The sequence below is a fragment of the Bergeyella anatis genome, from assembly GCF_036016955.1.
Lineage (GTDB): Bacteria > Bacteroidota > Bacteroidia > Flavobacteriales > Weeksellaceae > JAYWXI01.
On the sequence record NZ_JAYWXI010000013.1, the window covers coordinates 20,185 to 46,615 of the forward strand.

Sequence of the window (26,431 nt, forward strand, 5' to 3'; positions counted from 1 at the left end):
AATTTACAGAATTATTATTAAACCTGAATGACTCCGAGATTGAACTTCTCTTCGATTGGTGCATGGTTGGCAGCCTCAATGCCCATGGAAATCCATCGGCGGGTGTCTTCGGGGTTGATGATGGCGTCGGTCCAAAGTCTTGCGGCGGAATAGGTCGCTTCGGTTTGCTGTTGGTACCGTTTTGAAATATCGTCCAATAGTTCTTGTCTTTCCTTGGGAGAAATTTCTTTTCCTTGCTTTTTAAGGGTGGATTCCTGAATTTGTGTGAGAACTTTTGCGGCCTGCGCGCCTCCCATAACGGCGAGCTCGGCCCAGGGCCAAGCGACGATAAGCCTTGGGTCGTAGGCTTTGCCGCACATGGCGTAATTTCCTGCACCGTAAGAATTTCCGGTAATGACGGTGAATTTTGGAACCACCGAATTGGCCACGGCATTCACCATTTTGGCGCCGTCTTTAATGATACCGCCGTGTTCAGATTTCGAGCCTACCATAAAGCCTGTAACGTCTTGGAGAAAAACAAGAGGAATTTTTCTTTGGTTGCAATTGGCGATGAAGCGGGTGGCTTTATCGGCAGAATCGGAGTAGATAACGCCCCCGAATTGCATTTCGCCTTTGCCGTTTTTTACCATTTTTCGTTGGTTGGCCACAATGCCCACACTCCAGCCGTCAATTCTTGCGGTGGCGCAAATAATCGTTTTTCCATAATCCGGCTTGTATTCTTCGTATTCGGATCCGTCCACTAGGCATTTTATAAGGTCGTAAGTGTCGTATTGTTCGGCTCTGGAAATCGGCATGAGACCGAAAATGGACGAAGGGGATTCTTTCGGTTCGGTGCTTTCGATTCGGTCAAATCCGGCTTTGGGGGAGGCACCTATGGATTTCATGATGTTTTTGATTCGATCCAAAGCTTCTTGGTCGTTTTTGGCTTTGTAATCGGTCACTCCCGATATTTCGCAGTGTGTGGTGGCACCTCCTAAGGTTTCGTTGTCAACGTTTTCGCCAATGGCGGCTTTCACAAGGTAACTTCCGGCTAAAAAAATGGAACCGGTTTGATCCACAATCATGGCTTCATCACTCATAATCGGAAGGTAGGCTCCGCCTGCCACGCAACTGCCCATCACTGCCGAAATCTGAATGATGCCCATGGCGCTCATTTTCGCATTATTCCTAAAAATCCGTCCGAAGTGCTCTTTGTCGGGGAATATTTCGTCCTGCATGGGAAGATAAACCCCTGCCGAGTCTACCAAATAGATGATGGGCAGGCGATTTTCCATGGCGATTTCTTGGGCGCGAAGATTTTTCTTCCCCGTAATCGGAAACCATGCCCCCGCTTTTACTGAAGCGTCATTGGCCACCACCACGCACTGGCGTCCGGAGATATGTCCGATAACCACCACCACGCCTCCGCTGGGGCAGCCGCCGTGTTCTTTATAAAGGTCGTATCCTGCAAAGGCGCCGATTTCAATGGCGGCTTTGGGATCGTCCAAAAGGTAATTGATCCTTTCCCGCGCTGTCATTTTGCCTTCCTCTCTTAATTTTTGAAGCCGCTTTTCACCTCCACCTTTCTTGATTTCACTGTACAGACGGTTGATTTCCGATAGCTTGAGGCGGTTATGGTCTTCGCGTTTATTAAATTCTATATCCATGGTATCGCAACTAAATTTTCCCTTAAAGATAATGCTTTTCCCTAAACTGACAAGATTTTGAAGCTCTCGGTTCTCCAAAAATAAGGCCTTATCTCTCAGTTGTCCCTTAATTATCGGTAATAAATTGATAGTTTTGCAAAGTATTATGAAAAATCCGGCTTTATTTCGCTTGCATCTCATAGTGTTTTTATGGGGATTTACGGCTGTTTTGGGAAAGCTTATTTCCATTGACGCACAGGGACTGGTCTTTTACCGAATGCTTTTGGCGGCGGTGTTTCTTTTTCTTTTCCTTCGCTTTTTTAAGCGGCAGAGTATTGCGGTTTCCAGGAAGCTGTTTGCTCAACTTGCCATCATCGGGGCTTTTATGGCGGCGCATTGGTTGTTTTTCTTTCATTCCATCAAGGTGTCCAATGTGTCTATTGCTTTGAGTTGTATTTCTTTGTCGACGCTTTTTGCGGCTGTTTTCGAACCTTTGGTGTTCCGGCGAAAAATTGACGTTTCGGAAGTCGTCATGGGGATAGTCATTGTTTTTTGCATGGCTTTGATTTTTCAGACGGAATTTCGGTATGCGGAGGGGATACTGTATGGTATTATCGCGGCATTTTTAGGAACGGTTTTTTCGGTGTTTAATGGTAAACTCTACGGAAAAACATCTTCAGGAAATATTATTTTTTACGAAATTTTTTGCGGGTGGGGCTTTTTGGCGTTATTTTATCTTTTAACGGGATCTTTTTCTCGTTTGGGCGAAATAAATACTGCCGATTTAGCGTTAGTTACGTTGTTGGCTGGGGTATTTACGGCTTATCCGATGTTGGAATCCATCAGTTTGATGAAATATATCACTCCTTTTACATTGATTCTCACCGTGAATTTGGAACCGATTTATGGGATTATTTTTGCCTATTTTATTTTCGGGGAATCGGAGCACATGAGTCCGGTGTTTTATCTGGCTTCGGGGGTGATGATTTTGGCGATTGTCGCCAACGGTATTATTAAAGCTAAACGAAAACTTAAACTTACGGCAAATCAATAATGAAGCGAGTAGTATTAACGGGGGCTATCTTTTTTTTCTTTTCTGCACCTGGGCAGGTTGTCCGAAAATATTCCAACGAGTTTCTTAATCTTGGAGCAGGTGCTCGGGGGATGGCTATGGGCGGGGCGGTGATGGCGCATCAGGAGGACGTGTATGCACCGATGTGGAATCCTGCCGGATTGGCCGAAATGGAAAGGGATTGGCAGGGGGCAGCCATGCATGCCGAATATTTTGAAAGCATTGCCAAATACGACTACATTGCTTTTGCTAAGCCTTTGGATCATAATGCCGGAACATTGGCTTTTTCGATTGTAAGGTTGGGGATCGATGATATTTTGGATACGACCCGTATGATTGACGCCGAAGGAAATATTGATTACGACCGCATTACTAAATTTTCCCAAGCCGATTATGCCGGGATTCTGTCCTATGCCTTTCATCCGTCGGGAAATCATCGATTGAACCTTGGGGTTAATGCCAAGTTGGTTTACCGTAACGTGGGAAAATTTGCCAATGGTTTTGGTTTTGGTTTTGATTTGGGGGCGCAATACCTTTCGGATAGCGGGTGGCGTTATGGGGCTATGTTGAGGGATGCTACTACGACGGTTAATTTTTGGAGTGTTAATCAGGAGGCGCTTTCCACGGTAGTTCAGGGGGAGGAAATGAATCCGGCGCCTGAGGAAAAAATGGAAATCACTTTACCTAAATTGAACGCTGGCGTGGCCAAAAATTTTGAACTTTCACGCGACTGGGAACTTTTGCCCGAAGTGGGCGTCAATGTGGATTTTGCTAAAACGGCGGCTCTTTTTTCCAGTGATTTTGCTAGCCTTACGCCTTATGCTGGTGCAGAGTTGAAATATCAGAACATGATTTTTGTCCGAATTGGGGTTAACCGTTTTCAAGGGGTGACCGATATTGAGAGTCTTAAACGAAGAGTGGCTTTCCAACCGAGTGCCGGTTTGGGATTTCGTTATAAAGGGCTGACGCTGGATTATGCCCTTTCTAATTCGGGAGTGGGAGGTTCTAATTTCTTCTCTAACTTTTTTTCTTTGAAGCTTGATATGGGGCATTTTAGAAATTAATGCCGAATATTTTTTGTTTTTTTTATCCGTTATAATATGGCTTTTGGGGTAGGCGAATGAGGTTTTTTTCTTTTGAAGGGCGGGTGTTTTTTTGTACTAAGCGAAAAAGTAGTAAATTACTATCCTGAAAAAAGAAAGATAAAATGATAGACAAAAGAGTACAAAATGCCAAGCAGGCCATTGAGGGTATTGAAGACGGAATGACCCTTATGCTTGGGGGGTTCGGATTGTGCGGGATTCCGGAAAACTGCATTACGGCTTTGGTGGAAAGCGATGTGAAGAATTTAACTTGCATTTCCAATAATGCGGGAGTGGACGATTTCGGTTTGGGGCTTTTATTGCATAAGAAACAGATTAAAAAAATGATTTCCTCCTATGTGGGCGAGAATGCCGAATTTGAAAGGCAAATGCTTTCGGGAGAGTTGGAAGTGGAGCTCACTCCGCAGGGGACGCTGGCGGAGAAGTGCCGGGCGGCTCAGGCGGGAATACCGGCTTTTTACACGCCGGCCGGTTACGGTACGGAGGTGGCCGAAGGAAAAGAGGCACGGTCATTTGACGGAAAAATGCACGTTTTGGAGGAGGCTTTTCGGGCCGATTATGCCATTGTGAAAGCTTGGAAGGGGGACTATTCGGGGAATTTAATTTTCAAGGGCTCGGCAAGAAATTTCAACCATCCCATGGCAGGAGCGGCTAAGATTACGATTGCAGAGGTGGAAGAGTTGGTCGAACCGGGCGAGTTGGATCCGAATCAGATTCATATTCCGGGGATTATGGTGCAACGGATTTTTCAAGGAACCGATTATCAGAAACGAATAGAACAAAGAACAACCCGAAAAAGAGAATCATAATGCTTACGAAAGAACAAATTGCAAAGCGTATTGCGAAAGAAGTAAAAGACGGATACTATGTTAACCTCGGAATCGGAATTCCCACCTTGGTGGCGAACTATGTGCCGGCGCATCTTTCGGTGGAGTTTCAGAGTGAGAATGGCGTTTTGGGGATGGGACCTTTTCCTTACGAAGGGGAGGAAGATGCGGACATCATTAATGCGGGGAAGCAGACGATTACGACATTGCCGGGGGCTTCTTTTTTTGATTCGGCGTTTAGTTTTGGGATGATCCGGAGCCGTAAGGTTGATCTTACCATTTTGGGGGCGATGGAAGTGTCTGAAAATGGGGATATTGCGAACTGGAAAATCCCTGGAAAAATGGTTAAAGGAATGGGGGGCGCCATGGATTTGGTGGCTTCGGCCGAAAATATTATTGTGGCGATGATGCACGTTAACAAGGCGGGCGAAAGCAAACTGCTTAAAAAATGCACTTTGCCATTGACCGGGGTGGGGTGTGTTAAACGTATCGTTACCGAATTGGCGGTATTGGATGTAACGCCTGAAGGCTTTAGGTTGGTGGAGCGTGCACCTGGGGTTTCGGTAGAGCATATTGTGGCTTCTACACAGGCGGATCTTGGGATTGAGGGGGAAATTCCTGAAATGAATTTGGACTGATTTTTCCCCTGATATTAAGAGTCGGATAGTTCCGACTCTTTTATTTTTTTGCAATAACGAAGCGGTCGTTTCCGGATAGGTCTTTTATCAATTGATTTTCGGAAAAATGCTCAAACAGCGCCAAGGTTTCCGGGCCGAATTTTTGGTTGATCTCCAAAAAGATGTAGCCGTTTTTATTCAGATGATTAAGGGCGTCGTGAGCGATTTTCCGATAGAAAACCAAAGGGTCTTCGGTGGGCGAAAACAGGGCGGCTTGGGGTTCATGGTTTTTAACGCTTGGGGCGATTTCGTTTTGTTCGTCTTGTCCGATGTAAGGCGGATTGGAAATGATCACGTCAAAATGATTTTCCAATGGGGACGAAAGGTAATCCCGACAGACCAAGTGGACTTCTGTGCGGTGTTTTTGGGCATTGGCTTGGGCAATTTCCAAAGCCTTTTCGGAGTTGTCTATGGCCCAGATTTCCGCTTGGGGGAAGTTTTTTTTCAGTACAATGGGAAGGATTCCGCTTCCCGTTCCGATATCGATGCCTCGGAATTTTCCGTGGTTCAGTTCAGAGGACTTCAGTGTTTTTAGGGCCAGTTCCAGTAGCTCTTCCGTTTCCGGGCGCGGAATTAGAACTTCAGAATTCACTTTAAAGGTCATGCCGTAAAATTCGGCTTCGCCCAGGAGGTATTGGTACGGGATTCCCGATTTTAATCCTTCCAGAGCGGTGTCCAATTTTTGTTTTTCGCTTTCGTCGAGTGTCAGATGGGCGCAGCTTCTTTGTTGGGCGCGGTCATCGCCTAAATAATGTTGTAAAAAGAAGGTGTAGAGCAGGCGACTTTCTGTAGCGGTATATTGTTCGGAAAGCGATTGGATGAAGTGTTTTTGATATTCGGCGAGGGTCATTTCGGGGCAATCGGGTTTAAAAAAATAAAAAAAGAGGGGGGCATGGAGCGGCAAAAAAGGCAAAAGGATTTTGTTTTAGCTTCCTATTTTTCCGTATTGTTGGTAGTCCGAAAAGTAAAGAACAATGGTTTTTCCGTCTTTGGAATAGGGATAAAACAATTCGTACCTTCCGTCACTCGCGCTGAAGCGGATGTCCCTGTGGCCTCCGTGAAAAACCTGACGCAGGTATTCGCGTTCTTGGCTGGTGGTTTCTTGGATGAATTCTTTTTTCAGGGGTTGGATGGTATCGTTTCTTTTTCCGTAATAGTTTCTAAAACCTAAAAAAACTTCGGAATGATCGAGGCTGTCTACCACCAGAAGGGAAACGTAAGGGAAGTGTTTATCTGTTTTGGCGTAGAGGTTCAGGATGTCGTCCGCTTCGATAATCCATTGTTTATCAAATGAATAATTGACGAGTTTGGCTGTTTTTTTGGCATTACTTTCAATAATGGACTTAGCGGAGTTTACGAGCATTTTTTCTTTCTTTTTGGCGGTGAGGTAGTCGCCGCCAAAAAGGAGTCCGAAGACCATTGGAAAGCTCAATGCGAAGATAAGGCCTAATTTTTTGGAATTGGCATTCAAGGCCTCTGTTTTATCGGAGTTGTGTTTTTCGGCGATTCTGGTCAAGTTGAACATGAGATTGAGAATCAACGAGCCAAGCATTAACGCCAATATGCCGATGACGCTTAAATAAAAGGTTTCCGTTAGGTTTTCCCGAAATACCTTTAGGCCGAAAACCGTGATGCAGACGAAAATGAAAACCCAATAGACTAAAAGGATAATGGAAATAATCCCGATGGTGTTGCTGAGTTTGACGATGTTTTTGGGAGTCATAGGTTGTTTTTTTAGGGATGGAATGATTTTTTAACGGGTGAAGACCAGTCGTTGCTCGGAGGAGCGTTCTTCGTCGATGAGGTAGCCTTCGAGATTGAAGTTTTTAACGTCGTCTATCGTTTTGGCATTGGTTTGGGCGCAGTAGCGTACCATTAGGCCTCGGGCGTGTTTGGTATAGACGACGATGGTTTTGGGCTTTCCGGATTTCATTTCGTAGAAATCGAAGTCGATGACTTTTCCTTTTAAATTTTTTTTATCGATGACCTTGAAATATTCGTTGCTGGCGAGGTTGAGGATAGGCTCGTCGGGTTTGATTTCGCTGTTGAGTTGTTGGGTGATGGAGTCTTTCCAAAATTCATAGAGATTTTTGTAGCGGTCGAATTCGAAAGGGCGTCCCATTTCCAAGCGGTAAAGCATGATTTTGTCGGAAGGTTTTAGCAGGCCGTAAAGTCCGGAGAGGATGCGGTAGTTTTTTTGCAGATAGTCTACGGCTTGTTTGTCGAGGGTTTTGGCCTCAATTCCTCGATAGACTTCTCCGACAAAGGCGTAGAGTGCCGGAGCCGATTCGGCGGCTTTGGGAGAAGCATTCCAATTTTGGTTGCGCTGCCAATTTTCGTCGGCTAATTTATTGGAAATGGCCATGAGTTCGGCTAAATATTTAGGCGATTTTGTTTTTAAAAACGATTGGATGAATTCGGCTTGACGGATGAATTTCGGAGTGGAACTTTTTAATTGAACGTTTTCCGGTTCAATGGTCATTAATTTGGCAGGGGAAGTGATGAGTTTCATGCAGATTTTTTATTTTTTGATGGATGAAATGGGTTAGAGTTGACCTTTGCCTTGTCTTAGGATTTCGGGTTCGGCGCCGGTAAGGTCGACAATAGTGGAAGCGGTGTGATCCCCATAGCCGGAATCGATGACGATTTCAACTAAAGCGTTGTATTTTTCGGCGATGAGTTCGGGATCGGTGGTGTATTCGAGGATTTCATCGTCGTCTTTTATGGAAGTACTGGCAATCGGACGGCCTAATTTTTCCACAATGAGTTGGGGGACAGAATGGTCGGGCACGCGGATGCCGATGGTTTTCTTCCCTTTGTAGGCTAACGGCAGGTTTTTATTGGCCTCCAGAATGAAGGTGAAAGGTCCGGGGACGTGATTTTTAAGCAAACGGAAGGTGGCGTTGTCGATGGGGCGTGTAAAATCGGAAAGATGGCTCAAGTCGTTGCAAATGATGGAAAACTGGGCTTTTTCGAGTTTTGTTTTCTTGATTTGAGCCAGTTTTTCCATGGCTTTCAGGTTGTTAATGTCGCATCCCAAGGCGTAGACGGTATCGGAGGGGTAGATGATTAGTCCTCCGTTTTTCAGGACTTTCACGATTTCCTCAATCAGGGCTTCCTGAGGGTTTTCCGGGTAGATTTTCAAAAGTTTTGCCATAGGGCAAAGTTATTCAAAAAAAATAAGAAAAGCCGACGGAGGCAAAAATGGAAAGGAGCTTAGGGGCTCGGTATTTTGGGGAGAGCGATTTGCAAAATATCTTTTACCTTTGTAGGATAAGGAAATTGAAAAAGAATGAAACTTAATAGTAAAGAAAAGCACTTTCTTTTTTTGGTGGCTTTGTTTTTTGGGCTGGTGGTGAAGGCCCAGGGGTTTACCAAGGAAGATACTTTGAAGGGATCCAATACGCCGTATCGGGATTTTTGGGACGTGAAGCGCTACGATCTTACCGTGAAACCCGATTTTGAGACCAAATCGGTAAGCGGGGAAAATAAGATAACGTTTACTGTAACCCGGTCGATTAAGACGCCTGTTTTTCAAATTGACCTTCAGCAGCCGATGAGGGTGAAGGAGGTGAAGGCGACGTTTCCTTTGGCTTCAAAGCGGCGGGAGGGCGATTTTCTTTACGTTCAATCCAAAAGGCCTTTAAAAAAGGGCGAAAAACATGCTATTACCGTTGCGTATGAAGGTTCTCCTAAAGAGGCGGAAAATGCACCTTGGGACGGGGGCTGGGTTTTTGAGAAGGATGGGGAAGGCTATCCTTTTATGAGTGTGGCTCAGCAAGGGATTGGGGCTTCGGTGTGGCTGCCTGTGAAAGAGCTTTGGAGTGATGAGCCCGATGAGGGAATGACCATGGCGATCACTACGCCGAACGATTTGGTGGGGGTTGGTAACGGACGATTGGTTTCTAAAACCGTTAAGGGGAATGAAACGACTTTCGTTTGGCAGGTTAAAAACCCCATCAATGCTTATTCCATTGTACCGAATATCGGGCGTTATGTCCGCTTTCAAGATGTATTTTTTGGCGAGAGGGGAAGATTGGATTTGGATTACTGGGTTCTAGAGCCGCATTTGGAACTGGCGAAAAAACAATTTGCTCAGGTCCAACCGATGTTGGAGGCTTTTGAGTATTGGTTTGGGGCTTATCCTTTTTACGAAGATTCTTTTAAACTGGTGGAAACGCCTTACTTGGGGATGGAGCATCAAAGCAATGTGGCTTACGGCAACGGGTATGCGAACGGTTATAAAGGAACCGATTGGTCGGGAACGGGGATTGGGCTGAAGTGGGATTTTATCATCGTGCATGAGAGCGGACACGAGTGGTTTGCCAATAACATTACGGCAAAAGATCAGGCCGATATGTGGATTCATGAAAGTTTTACGGCTTATTCGGAAGCCCTTTTTACTCAGCGTTATTTGGACAAGGATTCGGGCGATCGTTATATTGTAGGCACCCGCAGAGCGGTGGAAAACGATCGTCCCATTATTGGGCATTATGGGGTGCGGCATCACGGGAGTGGGGATATGTATTACAAAGGGGCCAATATGCTGCATACCATCCGTCAGGTTATTGGCGATGATGATCGCTTTCGAGCCATTCTTCGAGGGATGAATAAAACTTTTTTTCACAAGACGGTAACGACGAAGCAGGTGGAGGATTATTTTTCGACGCATTCGGGAAGGGACTTAAGGACGATTTTTGACCAGTACCTTCGTACGACGGCCATTCCCGTTTTGGAATACCGGCAAGAGGGGAAAGAGCTGAAGTTTCGGTATGTTTCTGTGGTGGAGGGGTTTAATCTTCCTTTGAAGATTAACCGTGGTCAAGTTATTGAACCTCAGAGGGGGGTGTGGCAGAGCGTTGTGTTGGCGGACGCTTCGCCCGTGGAATTTGACCCCAACTATTACGTCGAATACCGTCGTGTTGATTGAGAGGGATTGGCTTATAGGGGGGATTTTAGTGTGATTCGGAAGGTGGTTCCTTTTTGAGGTTCGCTTTGGGCGATGCGAAGGCTTCCTTTATGGAAATCGTTGACGACTCTTTTGGCTAGGGAGAGCCCGAGTCCCCAGCCTCTTTTTTTGGTTGAATATCCGGGTTTAAAGGCCTTTCGGGCTTGTGATTTGGTCATTCCGCTTCCTGTATCGTGGAAATCGATTAGGATGTTTTCATTTTTTTCGTAAAGGACTACTTCTAGGCGGCCTTCGCCTTTCATGGCATCCACGGCATTTTTGATTAGGTTTTCAAAAACCCAGCTTAATAGGATGCGGTTGTGGGGGACGAAGAGGTCTTGTTCGGGGAGTTTTAGGGTGAAGGTCACTTTTTTGGAAAGACGGGTTTTGAGGTATTCGTAATTTTGTTGTAAGGTTTCTGTGAGATTTAAGTCATTGAGTTCGGGAACGGAGCCTATTTTGGAGAACCGTTCCGAGATGATTTTCAACCGGTGAATATCCCGTTCGATTTCGGTGACGCCTTCGCTGTTTTCGTTTTCCAATCGCAGAATTTCGATCCAACCGATCATTGAGGATAGTGGCGTTCCTATTTGGTGGGCGGTTTCTTTGGCCAGTCCGGCCCAAAGGAAGCCTTCGTCGGTTTTCTTTAGGGTTTTCAGGAACCAAAAGGAGAAAAATAGATAAATGAAAACCAAGAAGCCTAAAATCAGGGGCGAGTAGCGTAAATAATTCAGCAGCGGCGAGTTGGTGTAATAGACGTATTGGTTTTTTTCCGGGAGCTGAATGATAAAAGGCGGATAGGTCGACTTCATTTCTTTTAAAAGCAAGTTCAATTTTACGGGATCTTTCATGACGGATTCGGGAATATTTTTCATGAAAGCATCGCCTAAGGGGCGGCCTTCGGCATCGGTGATGATTACGGGAACCGAGGTGTTGCTTTCCGAAATTTTAAGAATGAGATCCAGGGTTGTGTCATCGTGGATGACGGGGGCCTGCTGGTATTTCATTGCGGTGGCAAAGAGTTCGATGCGCTTGATTTCTTCCTTTCGCAAATAATCGATTAGGAAATAGGTCGAGGCGATAACTCCGCCAATAATGGCTGAAAGGAGCAAGTAAACCACCCAGTTGTTCAGTCGGGAAAAAAACGTTTTGCGAAGCATTATTTCAATACATTTAGGACGTTATAGAGTGCTTCGCTCAGTTTTGGGGATTGGTAGTTGTTTAAGAGGATGGCGTAAACGTACTTTTGTCCTGATTTGGAGGTGTGGTATCCTGCGAACGATTTGGTATTTTTCATGGTTCCGCTTTTCATCTTCATTCCGTTGAGGGTTGGGAGTCCTTGGTAAAACGTTTCAAACCAGGGTTGTTTTCGGATGTAAAGCAGGGCTTGGACTTCCGCTTTGGCCGAAACATAGTTTTGAGGGGAAAGGCCGCTGCCGTCGGCAAAATTCACTTGGTAAGGATCGAGGCCTTTAGTGGTCCAAAATTGTTTTAAGACGCCGATACCGGTTTTGAAATCGCTTCGGTCTAGTTTCTTTTTCGCCATGGTTTTGATTAAAGTTTCGCCGTAGAGGTTGACACTTTTGGAGAGAAACCAGTAAACGACTTGTTCCAAAGGGGGCGAATTGTGCGTGAAGAAGGTTTTGGCGGTTGCCGGAGTTTTCAGGGGTTCGCCCGAAATTTTCAATTGTGAAGCGGTGGTAACTCCGCCTGTAATTTCGATGGACTGGGAGCGGAGTTCTTCCATTATTTCCTGCCCCAAGGTTAGGGGAGGGTTGGGCATGGCTCCGGAAACTGTCATTTTCTTTTCGGGTAATGTGCCGTTGATGAGGGCGAAATCCGAATGTGGGGCGGTATAAATGATGCTTTGGTCGGAATTACCGCCGACCGCGACTTCGCTTACCCATTTTACGTTTGGAAGTTCGGGGGAGGTTTTTTCGAGGGAGCTTCCGTTTGTGGAAAGATCGAATTGATTTTCGCGCCAATTCACTCCCCAAACGCCTGCACCGTAATAATTCCCCAAATCGTTCCAAGGCCATCCGCCGGGAATGGTTTGGAAATCGAAGAAGGTGTCGTCGATAATCAGGCGTCCTTCAATTTTGTTTAGGCCTGTTTCTTTTAGGGCTTTGGTCAGTTTTTGTTTAAAGTTTTCGGCTTCGTAGCCTTGGTAGCGCCAGCTTCCTAATGTGGGGTCGCCATCGGAGGTTAAAATTAAATCGCCTTTTAGCACGCCTGAACAAAGGTTGCCGATGTAAGCGACGGATGTGGTCCATTGGTAGTGGCTTCCGAGGGTTTCCAAGGCCGCGGCGGCAGTGAATATTTTTTGGGTGGAAGCCGTGGAAAGGCCTTTTTCCGAATGATAAGCATAGATGGGGTTTCCGTTTTCGTCGGAAACGTAAAAGGAAAGGCTGGCGGCTGTGGCAGCCGGTTCGTTTAATAATCGGTTGACAGCGGCTTCCAGTGCAGCTTTCGTAGTTTGGGCATGGGAAGTAATTGCCCCCAGAATAATGAAAAAAATAGTTTTTTTCATGGATTTGGAATTAAAACTGGAGCGAAGATAAGCAGAAATCGATAAAGAGCCTAATTCTCGTCCTTTAGAGCATAAACGGCAAAACTGGCGAGCCAGTGATCACCGCCGTAGTTGCTTTGGAAGAGCAGGGGAAGACCGTTGGTGATGAATTTTTGAGACAATGTTTCAAAATGTTTTCGTTGCGGATTTTTTTCGGGAAGGGCTTTGGCGATGCCCTTGAAGCACCAGGCTCTGGAGAAGGAAAGACCGACGAGGTGAACGGTTTGGTAATCTTCCAGGTCGCTGACTTTGGGAATTTGCATTACGTTTTCCAGCCCTTTTGGGGTATAAAATCGGCGGAGCCACCGTTGAAATTCTTTTTGGGGAAGAATTCGGCTCATGAGGTAAGCGATATTCAGACTTGGGGAAAAAAAGTCTGAGCCGTCGGGTTCGAGATAAGCGGGGGTATTTCGGTCGTTTCCGTAGAAGTAAAGGGCTTTTTCCCGGAGTTGATTCTCAAAATCCTGTTGTTTGGCGTGTTTGGCCCAATCCATTGCAAAAGCCAGGGCAAAGGCGGTGTTGGGGTGCACGCCTGTGCGGTTGGGGTAGGTTTGTTTAGGAAGGTAGGCTTTCCATTTTTCTACGATGATACGGGTTAGCGGCTGAAGATTTTGGTGCCACCGCTTTGCGCGCGGGTCGTTCCAAGTCAGCAGTTCTTCGTCTAGCTTTAGAAGCCAAGCCCATCCGTAGGTTCGTTCAAAAGTGCCCGCCAGTTGGAATTGGCTAAAATAGGCAGCTTCTTGTTCTAATTTTTCTTTTTCGAAAGAGGTTTCCAGTTGCTTTTCGATGGCTTCGGCCTGAGCTAAATGCGGTTTGGTTTTCAGCATTCGGACCAGCATCCAGTGGCCGTGGACCGAACTATGCCAATCCAAACAGCCGAAAAAAGCGGGATGCAATTCTTTCGGGGTCATAACGGCGTCGGACGGCCCGTTGATGATATGACCTGTTTTGTTGGGGTATTCCGTGGGGATGCAGTGCATCGGAAGGCGGATTAGCTTTTCCGCCAATTCATCGGTTAATACGGTTTCAGATTGGCTCCATACGGCAAGGGGGAGGCAGAGCAGTAGGGCGAGAAGCTGGTTTTTCATTTGGATTGGGTTTTAGCGGTCGATTAATTTTATTTTCCCAAAAGAAAGACGGCGGGGATTTTATGAAAATCGAAGGCGGCTTTTTTCCATTCGGCGACGGATAGGGTTTTGATGTATTCGTCTTCGGGATGGTTGAGGTTTGCCGCGATGCATAGCTTAGTTTTGCTTTGTAAGGTTTTGCAAAGGTCTTCCACCAGCTGGTTGTTGCGGTAAGGGGTTTCCATGAAAATTTGGGTGTAGCCGGTTTTTTGAACCTGACTTTCCAGCCACTGGATGCGTTGTTTTTTCTGAGTTTTGTCGATGGGGAGATAGCCGTGGAATGTGAATTGTTGTCCGTTGAATCCACTTGCGATTAAGGCCATTAAGATTGACGAAGGGCCGTTGATGGGAATTACTTTTATGTTGTTTTCGTGGCACCATTTAACCATGAGGTTGCCGGGGTCGGCAATGCAGGGGAGGCCGGCTTCGGAGAGTAGGCCAAAGTCCTGGCCTTTTTTCATCAGGTCTTGGGCCTCTTTCAGATCGGAAGTTTCGGAATATTTGTCGAGGAGAAAAAGCTTCAGCTCGGATTGTTTTTTTTCGGGGCAAAAGTATTTAATGATTTTTCGGGCGGTTTTTTCGTTTTCGACAAAAAAGTAATCCGTTTTTGAGAGGTATTCTTTGATGACCGGTGCGAAATACGTTTCGGGAGAATGTTCGGACAAGTAAGCAGGAATTAAGAAAAGCATTTTGGTAGTGGATTTTAAACGGTTAGTTGATGCCTTCGTCTAAAAGTCGGTGAAGGTCGATAATGCCGTGGTAGCTCCCTTGGTCGGTTACGACAAGTTGCCCGATGTTGTGGGTTTTCAGAAGTTTCATGGCTTCCTTTGCCAAGGCTTTTTTTTCGATGCTCTTGGGGTTTTTGCTCATGATGTCTTGGGCGGTTAGGTTTTGTATTTCCTTTTGGTTCATCAGCATTCGTCTTAGATCGCCATCGGTAATGATGCCTACGATGGTTTCGCCGTTGGTGACTACCGTAACGCCGTGTGTGGAGGTGCTAATGGAGATGATGACCTCCCGAATATCGGCCTCTTGGCGGACTTGGGGTTTTTTGGAGGAAACAAACTGTTCGACGGTGGCTGTTAGGTTTTTACCGAGGCTTCCTCCCGGATGGAATTTGGCAAAATCACGGTCTTTGAAATCATTCAGTTCCATTAAGCATACGGCTAAGGCGTCTCCTAGAGCCATTTGGACGGTAGTGGAACTGGTGGGCGCCAGTTTGTTGGGGCAGGCTTCTTTTTCCACTCGGGTGTCGAGCACCACGTCGGAGAACTCAGCCAGTTTGCTTTGGGGATTGCCTGTCATTCCGATAAGAGCGGAGGCGTAGGCTTTAAGATAAGGCAGAAGATTGGCAATCTCTGGCGAATTGCCCGAATTGGAAATGCATAGCACGACGTCCTGTTTTTGGATTACGCCTAAATCGCCGTGGATGGCTTCGGCGGCGTGCAAAAACTGAGCGGGAGTTCCCGTGGAGTTCAGTGTGGCGACGATTTTGTTTCCCACGTGGGCGGATTTTCCTATGCCTACGACAATGAGTTTTCCCTGAGCTTCGTTAATCAAGCGGACGGCTTTTGCGAAGTCTTCTCCTATTCTGTTTTTCAGGTGGTTAAGTTCCTGGATTTCGATTTCGAGTGACGACTGGGCAAGCCTTATGAGTTTCTGATTTTCCAATGTGTAAAAAATTTATTTAAAATTTAACCAAAAGTTTGTGGCGCTTATTGAATTAAATTTCATAACTTTGGGTAACGTGCAAATTTAGCAAACAAAATTACATGAAGACAAAAAACACCGATTTATCGAAAGAATTAAAGAAATATTTCGGGTTTTCAACGTTCAAAGGACAGCAGAAAGAGATTATTGAAACCCTACTGGAAGGCAGGGATGTTTTCGTTCTGATGCCCACCGGAGGCGGAAAATCACTTTGTTACCAGCTTCCGGCTCTTATTTCCGAAGGGACGGCCATTGTGGTTTCGCCCCTTATTGCGCTGATGAAAAACCAAGTGGATGCGGTTAATGGGCTGTCTTCCGATGAAGGAGTGGCTCACGTGCTTAATTCTTCGCTGAATAAATCGCAGACCAATCAGGTTTTTAACGACATTCGTTCGGGTAAGACCAAGCTGTTGTACGTGGCTCCGGAGTCGCTTATTAAGGAAGACTATTTGGATTTTTTGAGGGAGGTTAAGATTTCTTTCGTGGCGATTGACGAAGCGCACTGCATCTCGGAATGGGGGCACGATTTTCGTCCGGAGTACCGTAATTTAAAACTGATTATCGACAAAATTGCCAAGGTTCCGGTGATTGCGCTGACGGCTACGGCCACACCAAAAGTGCAAGACGATATTCAAAAGACCCTTGGGATGAATAAAGCCGAGGTCTTTAAATCCAGTTTCAATCGTCCGAACCTCTATTACGAAGTCAGGCCGAAGATTAATATTGATAAGGAAATTGTCAAGTTTATCAATCAGCGTAAGGGGAAGTCGGGTATTGTGTACTGTCTCAGCCGGAGAAAGGTGGAAGAGTTTGCTCAACTTCTGCAGGTGAACGGGATTAATGCATTGCCTTATCATGCGGGGCTGGATCAAAAGACTCGGATTGCCAATCAGGATAAGTTTTTGATGGAGGAGTGCGATGTTATTGTTGCCACGATTGCTTTTGGGATGGGGATTGACAAGCCCGATGTTCGTTTTGTCATTCATTACGATTTTCCGAAATCTCTGGAAAGCTATTACCAAGAAACGGGAAGAGCCGGTCGGGATGGGGGCGAAGGGCATTGCCTTGCTTTTTACGACCCGAAAGACATTGAAAAACTTGAGAAATTTCTCGCTCAGAAGCCCGTTTCCGAAAGAGAAATCGGCTTGCAGCTTCTCAATGAAGTGGTGGGCTATGCGGAAACGTCGATGAGCAGGAGGCAATATATTTTGTATTATTTCGGCGAAGCCTTCGATGCAGTTAACGGAGAAGGGGCGAAAATGTGTGATAATTCGACTAATCCGCCGCAAATGACCGATGCCTCCCAGAGCTTGAAGAAAGTTTTGGAGTTGGCCAAAAAATTGGACGAAAAATTCCGAACCAAGGATTTGATTAATGTGTTGGTAGGAAAGGAAAGTTCGGTAACCAAGTCTTACAAATTGGAAACCCATAAACTTTTCGGCAGTGGAAAAGACCATACGGATAACTATTGGAAATCCATCATCCGACAAGCTACGGTTCAAGGATTATTGACTAAAGACATCGAAACTTATGGGGTTTTAAAGGTTTCTCCAAAGGGGAAAGAGGTGATTGACGGCAGTTATGACGGAGCGTTTCTGATTGCCGAAGATCGGGAATATAATTTGGACCAACTGAAGTCCAAAACGGAAAAAGAAGAGGTTCAGACCGGCGGGGGACTGGATCAGAATCTCTATGCTCAGCTGAAAGATTTACGAAAAAAAGTAGCTCAAAAACAAGGGATTCCGCCTTATACGGTGTTTATGGATCCCAGTTTGGAGGACATGACGGTGCAATACCCTGTGACGGTGGAGGAAATTGGAAAAATTTATGGGGTAGGCGAGGGTAAAGCCCGAAAATACGGAAAAGAATTCGCGGAGTTTATTGCCCGATACGTCGAAGATAACGCGATTGAGCGCATGCAGGACATGGTGCTGAAACAGGTGGCTAATAAATCTTCCCATAAGGTGTTTATCATTCAGAATACCGATAAAAAGATTGATTTGGAAGATATCGCGAAAGCTAAAAATCTTACGATGGACGAGCTTTTAAAGGAGATGGAAAGTATTGTTTATCAAGGGACGAAGCTTAATATCGACTATTATATCGAAGACCGTATCGACGAGGATTTGGTGGATGATTTCATGGCTTTTATGAAAGAATCCGAGAGCGACAGTATGAAAGTTATTACGGCGGAATTTGGGGATGAACTTAGCGATGAAGAGCTTCGTATTCTCCGAATTAAATTTATCAGCGATGTGGCCAACTAAAAAAACTTGATTTAATTTAGACCTTTGTCAAAGCGGCTTTTGCTGCTTTGACTTTTTTTATGAAAAAGAAAACGATTGTATTTGTATTGCCGGATTTGGAAACCGGAGGAGCGGAGCGTATTGTGACGACCATTGCCAATCATTTGCCTCGGGATCGTTTCATTCCGAAATTGATGCTTTTGCGCAAAGAAGGCGCTTATCTCGATTTCTTGAAAGCGGATGTGGAGGTTATCGATTTGCAGACTTCGAGAATTCGGTATGGTATTTTTCCTATTCTCAGGCAGTTGCGTCGGCTTCGGCCGGATATTGTTTTTAGTGGGTTTGGTGAGGTTAATGCTTACCTTTCGCTTTTTATCCGTTGGTTTCCGAAAACCAAATTCATTGCCAGGGAAACCAATGTGGTTTCCAAGCATGTGACTCGGAAGGAAATTCGGTTTTTTTACCGCTTTTATAATAACTACCATCGGATTATCTGTCAGAGTGACGATATGCGCACCGACTTGATTGGGAATTTTAACGTCAAGCCCGAAAAAACGGTAAAGATTAATAACCCGGTGGATTTTCCCTTTATTGACCTTAAAATGGAGGAAGGAGCTTGGCCTGAAGCGTATCGGAAAGATGTCAAAAATGTGGTAGCGGTAGGTAATCTTTCGGTTCGGAAAGGTTTTGATAATTTACTTAAAGTATTTGCTCATTTAAAGAATGAGCCGATTTTTCTTCATATTTTAGGGGAAGGAAGGGATGGCGAAAGTTTTCGGGCTATGAAGGCGTCGCTGGGATTGGATCAGGTGTTTTTTCATGGAAAACAAAAAAATCCGTACCCTTATTTGAAAAATGCGGATTTGTTCATCCTTTCTTCGCGGTACGAGGGCTTTCCCAATGTACTTTTGGAAGCGGGGGCTTGCGGGACTTATGCTTTGTCTAATGACTGCCCCGGAGGCATTACCGAAATCATTCAATCGGGGGTTAATGGGACGATTTCGGACATCGAAAATCCGATGGTTTTTGCTGAAAAAATAAAAAAACTTTTGTCGGAGAATTACGATCGTTTGAGGGTTCGACAAGCCATTGAATCAAGATTTTCCAAGGAACTTATTATGCAGCAATACGTAGAGGTGCTTGAGGCTTTGTGAGGCGGGATTAAAGGGAAAAATAAGGGGCGTCCTTTTTTCAAAAGCTAGAAAGCTGAGCCTGAGCACTCAACTTTTACGAATAAAAAAACCGACTTTTTGTGTCGGCTTTTTTATTTAGATATTGGACTGTTTCATGTCGTACATCAGCAGGGCGGTTATGAGTTTGGGCTCAATATAGGTGCACTTCGGAGGCATACTGATTTTGTTGTCCGAAATTTTTATCATTTCGTTGAAACTCACGGGAAAAACGCCGAAACCTACTTTGTACTCTCCGCTGTCGACCAGCCTTTTTAATTTTTGAATTCCCTCAATGCTGGAGGTGCCTTTAACGTAATCGATGCGTTCGGAGTTGTCGGTGTCTTCGATGCCAAAAACGTCTTTAAAAACCAAACGATCAAGCAGGTGGTGATCCAAATGATTCAGGGAGATGTCTTGGGAACGCAACTCGTGCTTGACGTGGAGCGAATAGAACTTTCCGTCCAAATACATTGAAATATGAAATTTCTGAGACGGGAAATAAGGTTTGTCTTCTTTATCGTGTATGTTGAACGATTGTTTTAGCTTTTCGATGAGTTCTTCGGAGGTCATTCCGCCTAAATCGCTGACTACCCGGTTGTAGTCGTGGATTTTGATGGACTGGTTCGACACGATGAAACTAAAAACGAAGTTGTAAGGTTCGTTACCGGTATGCCGTTTGTTTTTTTCTTTCAGGTGTTTTGCATGGAGGGCGGCCGAGCCGATACGGTGGTGTCCGTCTGCAATGTAGAAGGCGTCTTCTTGATCCAGAACTTCTTTTAATTGTTTCATTTTTAGACGGTTGTCTATTCTCCATATTTTGTGGCGAATGCCCTTGTTGTCCTCGTAGTTGATGATGGGGACGTTTTTCTCTTCATGGTTCATGAGCAGTTCCACCTTCGAGTTGGACGGGTAGGTCAAAAGGGCGGGTTCAGCCTGCAGGTGGACTTTTTCCAAATAATGCGCCAGTTTTTCCTTTTTTTTCGGAATGGTGCTTTCGTGGCGTTTGATTTTGCCGTTCCAAAAATCTTCTACGGAAACCAGCCCGAGGAGTCCACGGAATACGGATTTGTTGGGGTGGATTTGGGCGTAGAGGTAGAAGGAAGACGGATCCTGAATCAGAGTTTTTTCTTCGACGAGTTCCTCGTAATTGCTTCTTATTTTTCGAAGATTTCGATCGACATCTTTGGATTTGCTGACAACGTAGGGCTTTATCATTTGGATGTAAGTCCGTTCTTCCTGTGCTTTCCGATGGAGTTCTTCTTGAGAGAAAAGATCCAAGGGGTGCGTTGGAAACTGTTGGATGAAGTCGTCGTTGGGCCTTACGCCCCGAAAGGGTTTGAATATGGGCATAGGTAAAGTTACAAATTCTTTTTTAAATCTACAATTTGGTTAGCCAGTTCGGCGCCGATTTTCTCTTGGGCTTCCTGGGTGTTTCCTCCCAAATGGGGAGAGAGTGAAAGTTTCGGGTTCATCAGAAGCGGGAGCTCGGGAGTGGGTTCGTTTTCAAAGACATCCAGAGCGGCTCCTGCGACCTTGCCGCTTTCCAAGGCATCGATTAAGGTTACTTCGTTGATGACGCCTCCTCTAGCGGTATTGACGATGTAAACGCCGTCTTTCATTTGGTTGAATTGAGCTTTGTCAATGATATAACCTTCCGTTTTCGGAGTGTTGAGGCTTAGAAAGTCCAAGTCGGCCAAAAAATCAGCCATGACGTTGGTGGAAGCCAATTCAAACGAGACGGATTGACCATCAAAAAAGGAGAGGGTCAGGCTTTCGGTTTTGGGCGTTCGGGTAAGGAGCTTTACTCTCATTCCTAAAGCGATACCTATTTTGGCGACTTCTTTTCCGATGTTACCGAAACCAATGATGCCTAAGGTTTTTCCTTCCAGTTCGGAGGCTTTGGCATAGGCTTTTTTCAGTTCGTTGAATTTGCTTTCGCCTTCCAGCGGCATCATGCGGTTGGATTCGTGAAGAAAACGGGCTAAAGCAAAGAAGTGGGCAAAGACCATTTCGGCGACCGATCGCGAAGAGGCCAACGGGGTATTGATGACGTGGATGCCTTTTTGGCGGGCATAGTCTACGTCGATGTTGTCCATGCCTACGCCGCCTCTTCCGATAATTTTAAGGGAGGGACAGGCGTCGATGAGTGGCTGTCTGACTTTGGTGGCACTGCGGACTAGCAGTACATCCACCAAGTGCTCGTTGATGAATTGAGCCAAGTGATCTTGAGCGACACGGTGTTCCAATAATTCGATTCCGGCTTCGGTAAGTATTTTTTTTCCGGCTTCGGAAATACCGTCGTTGGCTAAAACTTTCATTTTCTCTTTTGAATGGTTAAATTTTGTTGGATAGGGTTTAAATGGCCCGCATGACATCGACTAATACCTGTACGCTTTCAAGGCTCAGGGCGTTGTACAAACTGGCCCTGTAGCCGCCTAAACTGCGGTGGCCGTTCAGTCCGTTAATTCCGGCTTCTTTCCAAGCTTTGTCGAAGGCTTCTTTTTTGCTTTCGTCGGTCAGGTTAAAAGAAACATTCATAAGCGAACGGTCTTCTTCTACGCAAAACGTTTGGAAAAGCGGATTTCGGTCGATCTCGTCGTACAATAATTGGGCTTTGGCTTGGTTGCGCTTTTCGGCGGCGGCAATGCCTCCGTTTTTTTCCAAATGCTGGAGGGTAAGAAGCGAAACATACACCGGAAACACCGGAGGAGTATTGAACATGGATTCCTTGGCAATGTGAAGGCGGTAGTCCAAATACGAGGGAAGATTTCGTCCCGTTTTTCCGAGAATTTCTTTTTTTACCACTACCAAAGTAACGCCTGCAGGTCCCATGTTTTTTTGGGCTCCGGCATAGATGAGGTCGAATTTTGAAAAATCGAGCTGACGGGAGAAAATGTCCGAACTCATATCACACACCATTAGCGTATCCACTTCGGGAAACGTTTTCATTTGGGTGCCGTAGATGGTATTGTTGCTGGTGCAATGGAAATAATCGTAGGTGGAATTTACAGTGTAATCTTTCGGAATATAACGGTAGCGGTCTTCTTTGGAGGAAGCAATCACATCCACGTGCCCCAGTTTTTGGGCTTCTTTGATGGCGCCTGCCGCCCAAGTACCGGTGTCCAAATAAGCGGCCTTACCGCTTAACTCCGGCATCAAATTGAACGGTACCATGACAAACTGAAGACTGGCACCGCCGCCCAAAAAGAGAACTTCGTAATCGTCGTTCAGATTCATTAATCTTTTGACGATGGCACGGGCTTCGTCCATGACGGCTACGAAATCCTTGCTTCGATGGGAAATTTCTAATAGAGAGAGGCCGATTCCGTTAAAATCTAAAACGGCTTCGGCGGATTTATGGAAAACCTCCTGAGGAAGGATGCAGGGTCCCGCACTGAAGTTATGCTTTTTCATATCAATTTGATTCTTGAATGGGAGAAGAAATGCCTTTTATCAAGGTTGTTTTTCTATCTTCTTTACAAAAATAGGTATTTTTTTGCAGACCGAAAACAGGGCTTTCGATTTTTCAGGGGGAGGAAACTTTACCTTATTTTATCTTTGGGGCAAAACAAGCCATGCTGAAGTCGAGTTTTCGGGGATGGATTTTATTGGGCGTTCGGTTTGTTGGGTTGGAAAAAGCAGGAGTTGTCTTGGTTTAAAGGCTGTTTTTTAGAGTTTTAAAGGAGTGTAGGGAGTGGTTTTTTAGCAAAAATTTGTGATTTGTGTTTTATTTGAAACTTTTAGTATCTTTGGTTACAAACAAGAGACTATGGCTTCTGAAATTAATTTTCCTTTGTATTCGCCGGGAATCGATTGCGAGATTAATCGTAATTCTTTGTTGGTTGCGGCCGACTTAAGGTATGAGAAATCGGTGCTTGCGGTTTATAGTTGTTTGGGCGGAAAGCTCAGCGAAACGGCAGTATCCGAATATGTAACAACCGAATTTTCCGATTTTAGGGCGATGCTCAAACATTTTTTGTCGGAACAGCAGATTACCACCGAAGTAAAGGTGGCGGTAGCGGTTCCGGGACCGGTTATTTCGGGTTCTTGTCATACGCCTAATTTGCCTTGGCCGGTCGATAAACAAAAAATTCAATCGGAGTTGGGGATTTCGAAGGTTTCGGTAATTAATGACTTGGAAGCGGTTGCTTATAGTCTTGCCTGTGCAAAATCTCAGCAGATTGAGATGCTGTATGGGGCAGAGGCGGCTGTGCCTAGGGGGAATGTGGCGATTCTTGCGCCTGGGAATGGTTTGGGCGAAGCGGGACTTTTTTTCGATGGCCAGTTTTTGCGTCCTTTTGCCACGGAGGGAGGCCATACGGAGTTTTCGCCCCGAAATGATGACGAGGTGGAATTTTACCGCTATTTGCACGAGATTTACGGTTTGGTCACTTGGGAATCGGTCTTGAGTAAGAAAGGGCTGTATAATATTTATCGTTTCTTGAGGGATATAGGCCGGCATGAAGAGGGCGAGAGTCTTTCTCGTCGGGTTCAGAATGAACCTTTCTTAGAGGTTTTGGCTTCGGAAGCCCGAGCGGGTCAAAGCCGGTTGGTTAATTTGACGGTGGAATTGTTTTGGGCCTTTTTGGCGCGGGAGGCCAATAGTATGGTACTGAAACTAAAGGCTACGGGGGGATTGATTATCACGGGCGAAATCATAGAGGTTTTATTGCCTTTTTGCAATCGGGAAAAATTTTATCGGGATTTCATGATTTCCGATCGCATGGAACGCCTTTTGAAAGGTATTCCTATTTATGTGATGCGGAACGAGAAAGAAATTCTGGAGGGGGCCGCTTATTACGGTGCTTTTTATGAAAAGGGTGAAAGAACAAGTGAGAAATAATCAAATCATAGGGTCATCATTAGCGATGGCCTTTTTTTAAGGATGAAAATTTATGTGGTCAGCGGTTTAGGGGCAGATTTTAAGGTGTTGGAACGTCTGCGGTTTCCGGCGGGTTTTGAGGTGGTTTTTTTGGATTGGTTGATGCCTGAGAAGGAAGAAGCATTTGTGGACTATGTGGATCGGATGGCTGATCGTATTGACGACAGCGCCCCTTTTTGCCTTTTGGGGTACTCTTTTGGTGGGATTATCGTGCAAGAGATCCATCGGCGGAAGCCTGCTCGGAAAGTGATTATACTGGGAAGCATAAAATCGGATAAGGAAAAATCGGGGGTTCTGAAATGGGCGTCCCTAACTCGCTTTCCTAAACTTATTCCGCTGAGAGTTTTCAATAACCGGTCTTTTGCAGTTTACGGTTTTATCCGTCATTTTATGGATCCTGAAAATCCTAAGATTTTTGAATATTTTAGAGTCAGAGATCCGTATTACCTCAAATGGAGTGTGGAGAAAATTTCGGAGTGGAAAGCTTCGGCGTCTTCCGCGGAGGTTATTCAGATTTTGGGCGATAGGGATATTGTTTTTCCGGTGAAGTATTCCCGTCCCGATTATGTGATTCGGGGAGGAACTCATCTTTTTCCAGCCACCAAGTCTAAGGAGGTTTCGGCTCTTTTGGCTCAAATTCTTTCGCAGGATTAGAGGTTTTGGGGAGGCGTTGTTGGGAGGGGGGCTTACGAGTTTGATTCTTTTGCGGTGAGACAGGGGAAATCGAACTGCGGATTTTTCAGGAATTTTTTTTATCGTTAAATTTGCATTTCACATTTTGACTATGGAAGAAAAACGATCGCTTAATTTTATTGAGCAAATTATAGAGGATGATTTGGCGTCGGGGTTGGATGCCGGGGCACTGCGTTTCCGATTTCCTCCAGAGCCTAACGGTTATCTTCACATTGGGCATACGAAGGCGATATGCATTAATTTTGGTTTGGGCGAAAGGTATAATGCGCCGGTTAATCTTAGGTTTGACGATACCAATCCTGAAAAAGAAGAGCAGGAGTATGTGGATTCGATTAAGAAAGATGTCGAATGGTTAGGGTTTCGCTGGGCTGAAGAATTGTATGCTTCGGACTATTTTCAGCAGTTGTACGATTGGGCAGTTCGGTTGATTAAGGAGGGAAAAGCTTACGTGGACGAGCAGCCTTCGGAGGTGATTACCGAGCAGCGTAAGAATCCGACCGAGCCGGGCGTGGAATCCCCTTACCGTAATCGTCCGATTGAGGAATCATTGGCTCTTTTCCAAAGGATGAAAGACGGAGAGTTTGAGGAAGGAGCAATGTCTTTGCGGGCTAAAATCGACATGACTTCTCCCAATATGAATATGCGGGATCCGGTAATGTATCGAATTTTAAAACGCCCGCACCACCGCACCGGCACGGAGTGGAAAATTTATCCCATGTACGATTGGGCGCATGGGCAGAGTGACTATATAGAGCAGATTTCTCATTCGTTGTGTTCTTTGGAATTTGAAAACCATCGTCCATTGTACGATTGGTATTTGGACCAGGTTTATTCGGAGGATAAAATCCGAAACAAGCAGCGGGAGTTTGCCCGGATGAACGTCTCTTATATGATCACGTCAAAGAGAAAATTGCAGCGTTTGGTCAATGAAGGGATTGTTACAGGGTGGGATGATCCGCGGATGCCGACGGTTTCGGGGCTTCGCCGCAAGGGGTATACCCCGGTTTCCATCAGGAATTTTATCGATCGTGTAGGGGTAACCAAGAGAGAAAATCTTATTGATATCCAGTTATTGGAATTTTTTGTTCGGGAAGATTTGAATAAAATCGCCAAGCGGGTGATGACGGTGGTTAATCCGGTGAAGCTCGTGATCGAAAATTATCCCGAAGGAAAAGAAGAATGGCTGGAGACGGAAAATAACCCCGAAGATCCTGAAGCGGGTACGCGTTCGGTTCCTTTCGGAAGGGAATTGTGGATTGAGCGGGAAGACTTTATGGAGGAAGCGCCTAAAAAATTCTTCCGATTGTCTATAGGAAATGAGGTGCGTCTGAAATCAGCCTATATCATTAAGGCGGAGCGGGTGGATAAAGATGAAAACGGAGAAATAACCACGATTTATGCGACTTACGATGAGCGTTCAAAATCCGGCAGTGGAACGGAGGAGAGCCTTCGTAAAGTGAAGGGAACGCTTCATTGGGTATCAGCCAAGCATGCCGTTCCGGTGGAGGTTCGTATTTACGACCGTTTGTTTACTGTGGAGCAGCCGGATGCCGAAAAGGAGGCCGACTTTTTAGACTTTGTGAACCCCGACTCGTTGAAGGTGGCGCATGGTTATGCCGAGCCGGCATTGGGTGAGGTTCAGATTGGAGAACCGTTGCAGTTTCAACGCATAGGGTATTTCACCAAAGATCGGGACAGTGGTGCGGATCGTTTGGTGTTTAACCGTACGGTTACCCTGAAAGATAGTTATAAGCCTTAGGCGCCTAAAATAGGGATAGAA

Annotated in this window: 23 protein-coding genes; 10 read left to right on the forward strand and 13 right to left on the reverse strand. The window is 45.5% G+C overall.

Going from position 1 to position 26,431, the window contains the following annotated elements; all coding sequences use genetic code 11:
* Window positions 1-17 precede the first annotated feature (17 nt).
* Complete coding sequence (locus VQ048_RS09660) at window positions 18-1,646, reverse strand: acyl-CoA carboxylase subunit beta (protein WP_327611492.1); 1,629 nt, start codon at window positions 1,644-1,646, stop codon at window positions 18-20.
* Between the two features lie 145 nt (window positions 1,647-1,791).
* On the opposite strand from VQ048_RS09660, the gene VQ048_RS09665 reads away from it, so the two are divergent.
* The 4 genes from VQ048_RS09665 to VQ048_RS09680 all read left to right on the forward strand — a co-directional run bounded on the left by VQ048_RS09665 (window position 1,792) and on the right by VQ048_RS09680 (window position 5,265).
* Entirely contained in the window at window positions 1,792-2,679 is an 888-nt protein-coding gene (locus tag VQ048_RS09665) for a DMT family transporter (RefSeq protein ID WP_327611527.1), read from the forward strand.
* Entirely contained in the window at window positions 2,679-3,761 is a 1,083-nt protein-coding gene (locus VQ048_RS09670) for a putative type IX sorting system protein PorV2 (RefSeq protein ID WP_327611493.1), read from the forward strand. Before VQ048_RS09665 ends, VQ048_RS09670 begins: the two co-directional genes overlap by 1 nt.
* A gap of 143 nt (window positions 3,762-3,904) precedes the next feature.
* Entirely contained in the window at window positions 3,905-4,609 is a 705-nt protein-coding gene (locus VQ048_RS09675) for a CoA transferase subunit A (protein ID WP_327611494.1), read from the forward strand.
* Window positions 4,609-5,265, forward strand: coding sequence for a CoA transferase subunit B (locus VQ048_RS09680; protein WP_327611495.1), 657 nt, complete (start codon window positions 4,609-4,611; stop codon window positions 5,263-5,265). Before VQ048_RS09675 ends, VQ048_RS09680 begins: the two co-directional genes overlap by 1 nt.
* 40 nt (window positions 5,266-5,305) lie before the next feature.
* Here VQ048_RS09680 and prmC read toward each other — a convergent pair whose 3' ends face one another.
* The 4 genes from prmC to VQ048_RS09700 form a co-directional block, all read right to left on the reverse strand.
* Window positions 5,306-6,154, reverse strand: coding sequence for a peptide chain release factor N(5)-glutamine methyltransferase (gene prmC, locus VQ048_RS09685; RefSeq protein ID WP_327611496.1), 849 nt, complete (start codon window positions 6,152-6,154; stop codon window positions 5,306-5,308).
* Between the two features lie 75 nt (window positions 6,155-6,229).
* Window positions 6,230-7,027, reverse strand: coding sequence for a hypothetical protein (locus VQ048_RS09690; protein WP_327611497.1), 798 nt, complete (start codon window positions 7,025-7,027; stop codon window positions 6,230-6,232).
* Window positions 7,028-7,057: 30 nt separating this feature from the next.
* A complete protein-coding gene (yaaA, locus tag VQ048_RS09695; protein ID WP_327611498.1) occupies window positions 7,058-7,816 on the reverse strand; it encodes a peroxide stress protein YaaA in 759 nt (252 codons plus the stop codon).
* 33 nt (window positions 7,817-7,849) lie between these two features.
* Complete coding sequence (locus tag VQ048_RS09700; protein ID WP_327611499.1) at window positions 7,850-8,461, reverse strand: L-threonylcarbamoyladenylate synthase; 612 nt, start codon at window positions 8,459-8,461, stop codon at window positions 7,850-7,852.
* Window positions 8,462-8,596: 135 nt separating this feature from the next.
* Between VQ048_RS09700 and VQ048_RS09705 the strand changes: the two genes are divergently transcribed.
* Entirely contained in the window at window positions 8,597-10,234 is a 1,638-nt protein-coding gene (locus VQ048_RS09705; protein WP_327611500.1) for a M1 family metallopeptidase, read from the forward strand.
* An 11-nt stretch (window positions 10,235-10,245) separates the two neighbouring features.
* Here VQ048_RS09705 and VQ048_RS09710 read toward each other — a convergent pair whose 3' ends face one another.
* From VQ048_RS09710 to VQ048_RS09730, 5 genes are read right to left on the reverse strand one after another with little or no spacing between them, the layout of a single operon-like run.
* On the reverse strand, window positions 10,246-11,412 hold the full coding sequence (locus VQ048_RS09710) for a sensor histidine kinase (protein ID WP_327611501.1): 1,167 nt from the start codon (window positions 11,410-11,412) through the stop codon (window positions 10,246-10,248).
* Complete coding sequence (gene dacB / locus VQ048_RS09715) at window positions 11,412-12,782, reverse strand: D-alanyl-D-alanine carboxypeptidase/D-alanyl-D-alanine endopeptidase (protein ID WP_327611502.1); 1,371 nt, start codon at window positions 12,780-12,782, stop codon at window positions 11,412-11,414. The genes VQ048_RS09710 and dacB overlap by 1 nt, the downstream gene beginning before the upstream one ends.
* A 50-nt stretch (window positions 12,783-12,832) precedes the next feature.
* Window positions 12,833-13,909 carry a DUF2891 domain-containing protein gene (locus VQ048_RS09720; RefSeq protein WP_327611503.1) on the reverse strand — a complete coding sequence of 359 codons (1,077 nt, stop codon included), beginning with the start codon at window positions 13,907-13,909 and terminating at the stop codon, window positions 12,833-12,835.
* Window positions 13,910-13,938: 29 nt separating this feature from the next.
* Window positions 13,939-14,637: an SAM-dependent methyltransferase gene (locus VQ048_RS09725; protein ID WP_327611504.1), complete on the reverse strand. Its 699-nt coding sequence runs from the start codon at window positions 14,635-14,637 to the stop codon at window positions 13,939-13,941.
* Window positions 14,638-14,659: 22 nt separating this feature from the next.
* Window positions 14,660-15,619, reverse strand: a complete 960-nt coding sequence (locus VQ048_RS09730) for a KpsF/GutQ family sugar-phosphate isomerase (RefSeq protein ID WP_327611505.1) — start codon at window positions 15,617-15,619, stop codon at window positions 14,660-14,662.
* A 101-nt stretch (window positions 15,620-15,720) separates the two neighbouring features.
* Here VQ048_RS09730 and recQ point away from each other — a divergent pair, with 101 nt between their 5' ends.
* Window positions 15,721-17,925 (forward strand): DNA helicase RecQ, encoded by a 2,205-nt coding sequence (recQ, locus tag VQ048_RS09735; protein ID WP_327611506.1) that lies wholly within the window; start codon window positions 15,721-15,723, stop codon window positions 17,923-17,925.
* Window positions 17,926-17,984: 59 nt separating this feature from the next.
* A complete protein-coding gene (locus VQ048_RS09740) occupies window positions 17,985-19,058 on the forward strand; it encodes a glycosyltransferase (RefSeq protein ID WP_327611507.1) in 1,074 nt (357 codons plus the stop codon).
* A 114-nt stretch (window positions 19,059-19,172) separates the two neighbouring features.
* On the opposite strand, the gene VQ048_RS09745 is transcribed toward VQ048_RS09740, so the two are convergent.
* Genes VQ048_RS09745 through serC form a run of 3 tightly spaced genes read right to left on the reverse strand, consistent with a single transcriptional unit; the run spans window position 19,173 to window position 22,490 of the window.
* Entirely contained in the window at window positions 19,173-20,426 is a 1,254-nt protein-coding gene (locus tag VQ048_RS09745; protein ID WP_327611508.1) for a DUF1015 domain-containing protein, read from the reverse strand.
* 8 nt (window positions 20,427-20,434) lie between these two features.
* Window positions 20,435-21,394, reverse strand: coding sequence for a D-2-hydroxyacid dehydrogenase (locus tag VQ048_RS09750; RefSeq protein ID WP_327611509.1), 960 nt, complete (start codon window positions 21,392-21,394; stop codon window positions 20,435-20,437).
* Window positions 21,395-21,431: 37 nt separating this feature from the next.
* Window positions 21,432-22,490, reverse strand: a complete 1,059-nt coding sequence (serC, locus tag VQ048_RS09755) for a 3-phosphoserine/phosphohydroxythreonine transaminase (protein ID WP_327611510.1) — start codon at window positions 22,488-22,490, stop codon at window positions 21,432-21,434.
* 355 nt (window positions 22,491-22,845) lie between these two features.
* Between serC and VQ048_RS09760 the strand changes: the two genes are divergently transcribed.
* The 3 genes from VQ048_RS09760 to VQ048_RS09770 all read left to right on the forward strand — a co-directional run bounded on the left by VQ048_RS09760 (window position 22,846) and on the right by VQ048_RS09770 (window position 26,410).
* Complete coding sequence (locus VQ048_RS09760) at window positions 22,846-23,919, forward strand: glucokinase (protein ID WP_327611511.1); 1,074 nt, start codon at window positions 22,846-22,848, stop codon at window positions 23,917-23,919.
* A 42-nt stretch (window positions 23,920-23,961) separates the two neighbouring features.
* Window positions 23,962-24,612, forward strand: coding sequence for an alpha/beta hydrolase (locus VQ048_RS09765; RefSeq protein WP_327611512.1), 651 nt, complete (start codon window positions 23,962-23,964; stop codon window positions 24,610-24,612).
* 130 nt (window positions 24,613-24,742) lie between these two features.
* Window positions 24,743-26,410, forward strand: coding sequence for a glutamine--tRNA ligase/YqeY domain fusion protein (locus tag VQ048_RS09770; protein ID WP_327611513.1), 1,668 nt, complete (start codon window positions 24,743-24,745; stop codon window positions 26,408-26,410).
* Window positions 26,411-26,431 lie beyond the last annotated feature (21 nt).

Excerpts from the sequence above, each read along its gene's own strand:
- VQ048_RS09675 (WP_327611494.1), top strand. The coding sequence starts at position 3,905 with ATGATAGACAAAAGAGTACAAAATGCCAAGCAGGCCATTGAGGGTATT.
- VQ048_RS09660 (WP_327611492.1), bottom strand. The coding sequence starts at position 1,646 with ATGGATATAGAATTTAATAAACGCGAAGACCATAACCGCCTCAAGCTA.
- VQ048_RS09665 (WP_327611527.1), top strand. The coding sequence starts at position 1,792 with ATGAAAAATCCGGCTTTATTTCGCTTGCATCTCATAGTGTTTTTATGG.
- serC (WP_327611510.1), bottom strand. The coding sequence starts at position 22,490 with ATGAAAAAGCATAACTTCAGTGCGGGACCCTGCATCCTTCCTCAGGAG.
- VQ048_RS09750 (WP_327611509.1), bottom strand. The coding sequence starts at position 21,394 with ATGAAAGTTTTAGCCAACGACGGTATTTCCGAAGCCGGAAAAAAAATA.
- recQ (WP_327611506.1), top strand. The coding sequence starts at position 15,721 with ATGAAGACAAAAAACACCGATTTATCGAAAGAATTAAAGAAATATTTC.
- VQ048_RS09670 (WP_327611493.1), top strand. The coding sequence starts at position 2,679 with ATGAAGCGAGTAGTATTAACGGGGGCTATCTTTTTTTTCTTTTCTGCA.
- VQ048_RS09745 (WP_327611508.1), bottom strand. The coding sequence starts at position 20,426 with ATGCCCATATTCAAACCCTTTCGGGGCGTAAGGCCCAACGACGACTTC.
- VQ048_RS09700 (WP_327611499.1), bottom strand. The coding sequence starts at position 8,461 with ATGGCAAAACTTTTGAAAATCTACCCGGAAAACCCTCAGGAAGCCCTG.
- prmC (WP_327611496.1), bottom strand. The coding sequence starts at position 6,154 with ATGACCCTCGCCGAATATCAAAAACACTTCATCCAATCGCTTTCCGAA.
- VQ048_RS09720 (WP_327611503.1), bottom strand. The coding sequence starts at position 13,909 with ATGAAAAACCAGCTTCTCGCCCTACTGCTCTGCCTCCCCCTTGCCGTA.
- VQ048_RS09740 (WP_327611507.1), top strand. The coding sequence starts at position 17,985 with ATGAAAAAGAAAACGATTGTATTTGTATTGCCGGATTTGGAAACCGGA.
- VQ048_RS09690 (WP_327611497.1), bottom strand. The coding sequence starts at position 7,027 with ATGACTCCCAAAAACATCGTCAAACTCAGCAACACCATCGGGATTATT.
- yaaA (WP_327611498.1), bottom strand. The coding sequence starts at position 7,816 with ATGAAACTCATCACTTCCCCTGCCAAATTAATGACCATTGAACCGGAA.
- VQ048_RS09705 (WP_327611500.1), top strand. The coding sequence starts at position 8,597 with ATGAAACTTAATAGTAAAGAAAAGCACTTTCTTTTTTTGGTGGCTTTG.
- VQ048_RS09765 (WP_327611512.1), top strand. The coding sequence starts at position 23,962 with ATGAAAATTTATGTGGTCAGCGGTTTAGGGGCAGATTTTAAGGTGTTG.
- VQ048_RS09710 (WP_327611501.1), bottom strand. The coding sequence starts at position 11,412 with ATGCTTCGCAAAACGTTTTTTTCCCGACTGAACAACTGGGTGGTTTAC.
- VQ048_RS09760 (WP_327611511.1), top strand. The coding sequence starts at position 22,846 with ATGGCTTCTGAAATTAATTTTCCTTTGTATTCGCCGGGAATCGATTGC.
- VQ048_RS09680 (WP_327611495.1), top strand. The coding sequence starts at position 4,609 with ATGCTTACGAAAGAACAAATTGCAAAGCGTATTGCGAAAGAAGTAAAA.
- VQ048_RS09725 (WP_327611504.1), bottom strand. The coding sequence starts at position 14,637 with ATGCTTTTCTTAATTCCTGCTTACTTGTCCGAACATTCTCCCGAAACG.
- VQ048_RS09770 (WP_327611513.1), top strand. The coding sequence starts at position 24,743 with ATGGAAGAAAAACGATCGCTTAATTTTATTGAGCAAATTATAGAGGAT.
- dacB (WP_327611502.1), bottom strand. The coding sequence starts at position 12,782 with ATGAAAAAAACTATTTTTTTCATTATTCTGGGGGCAATTACTTCCCAT.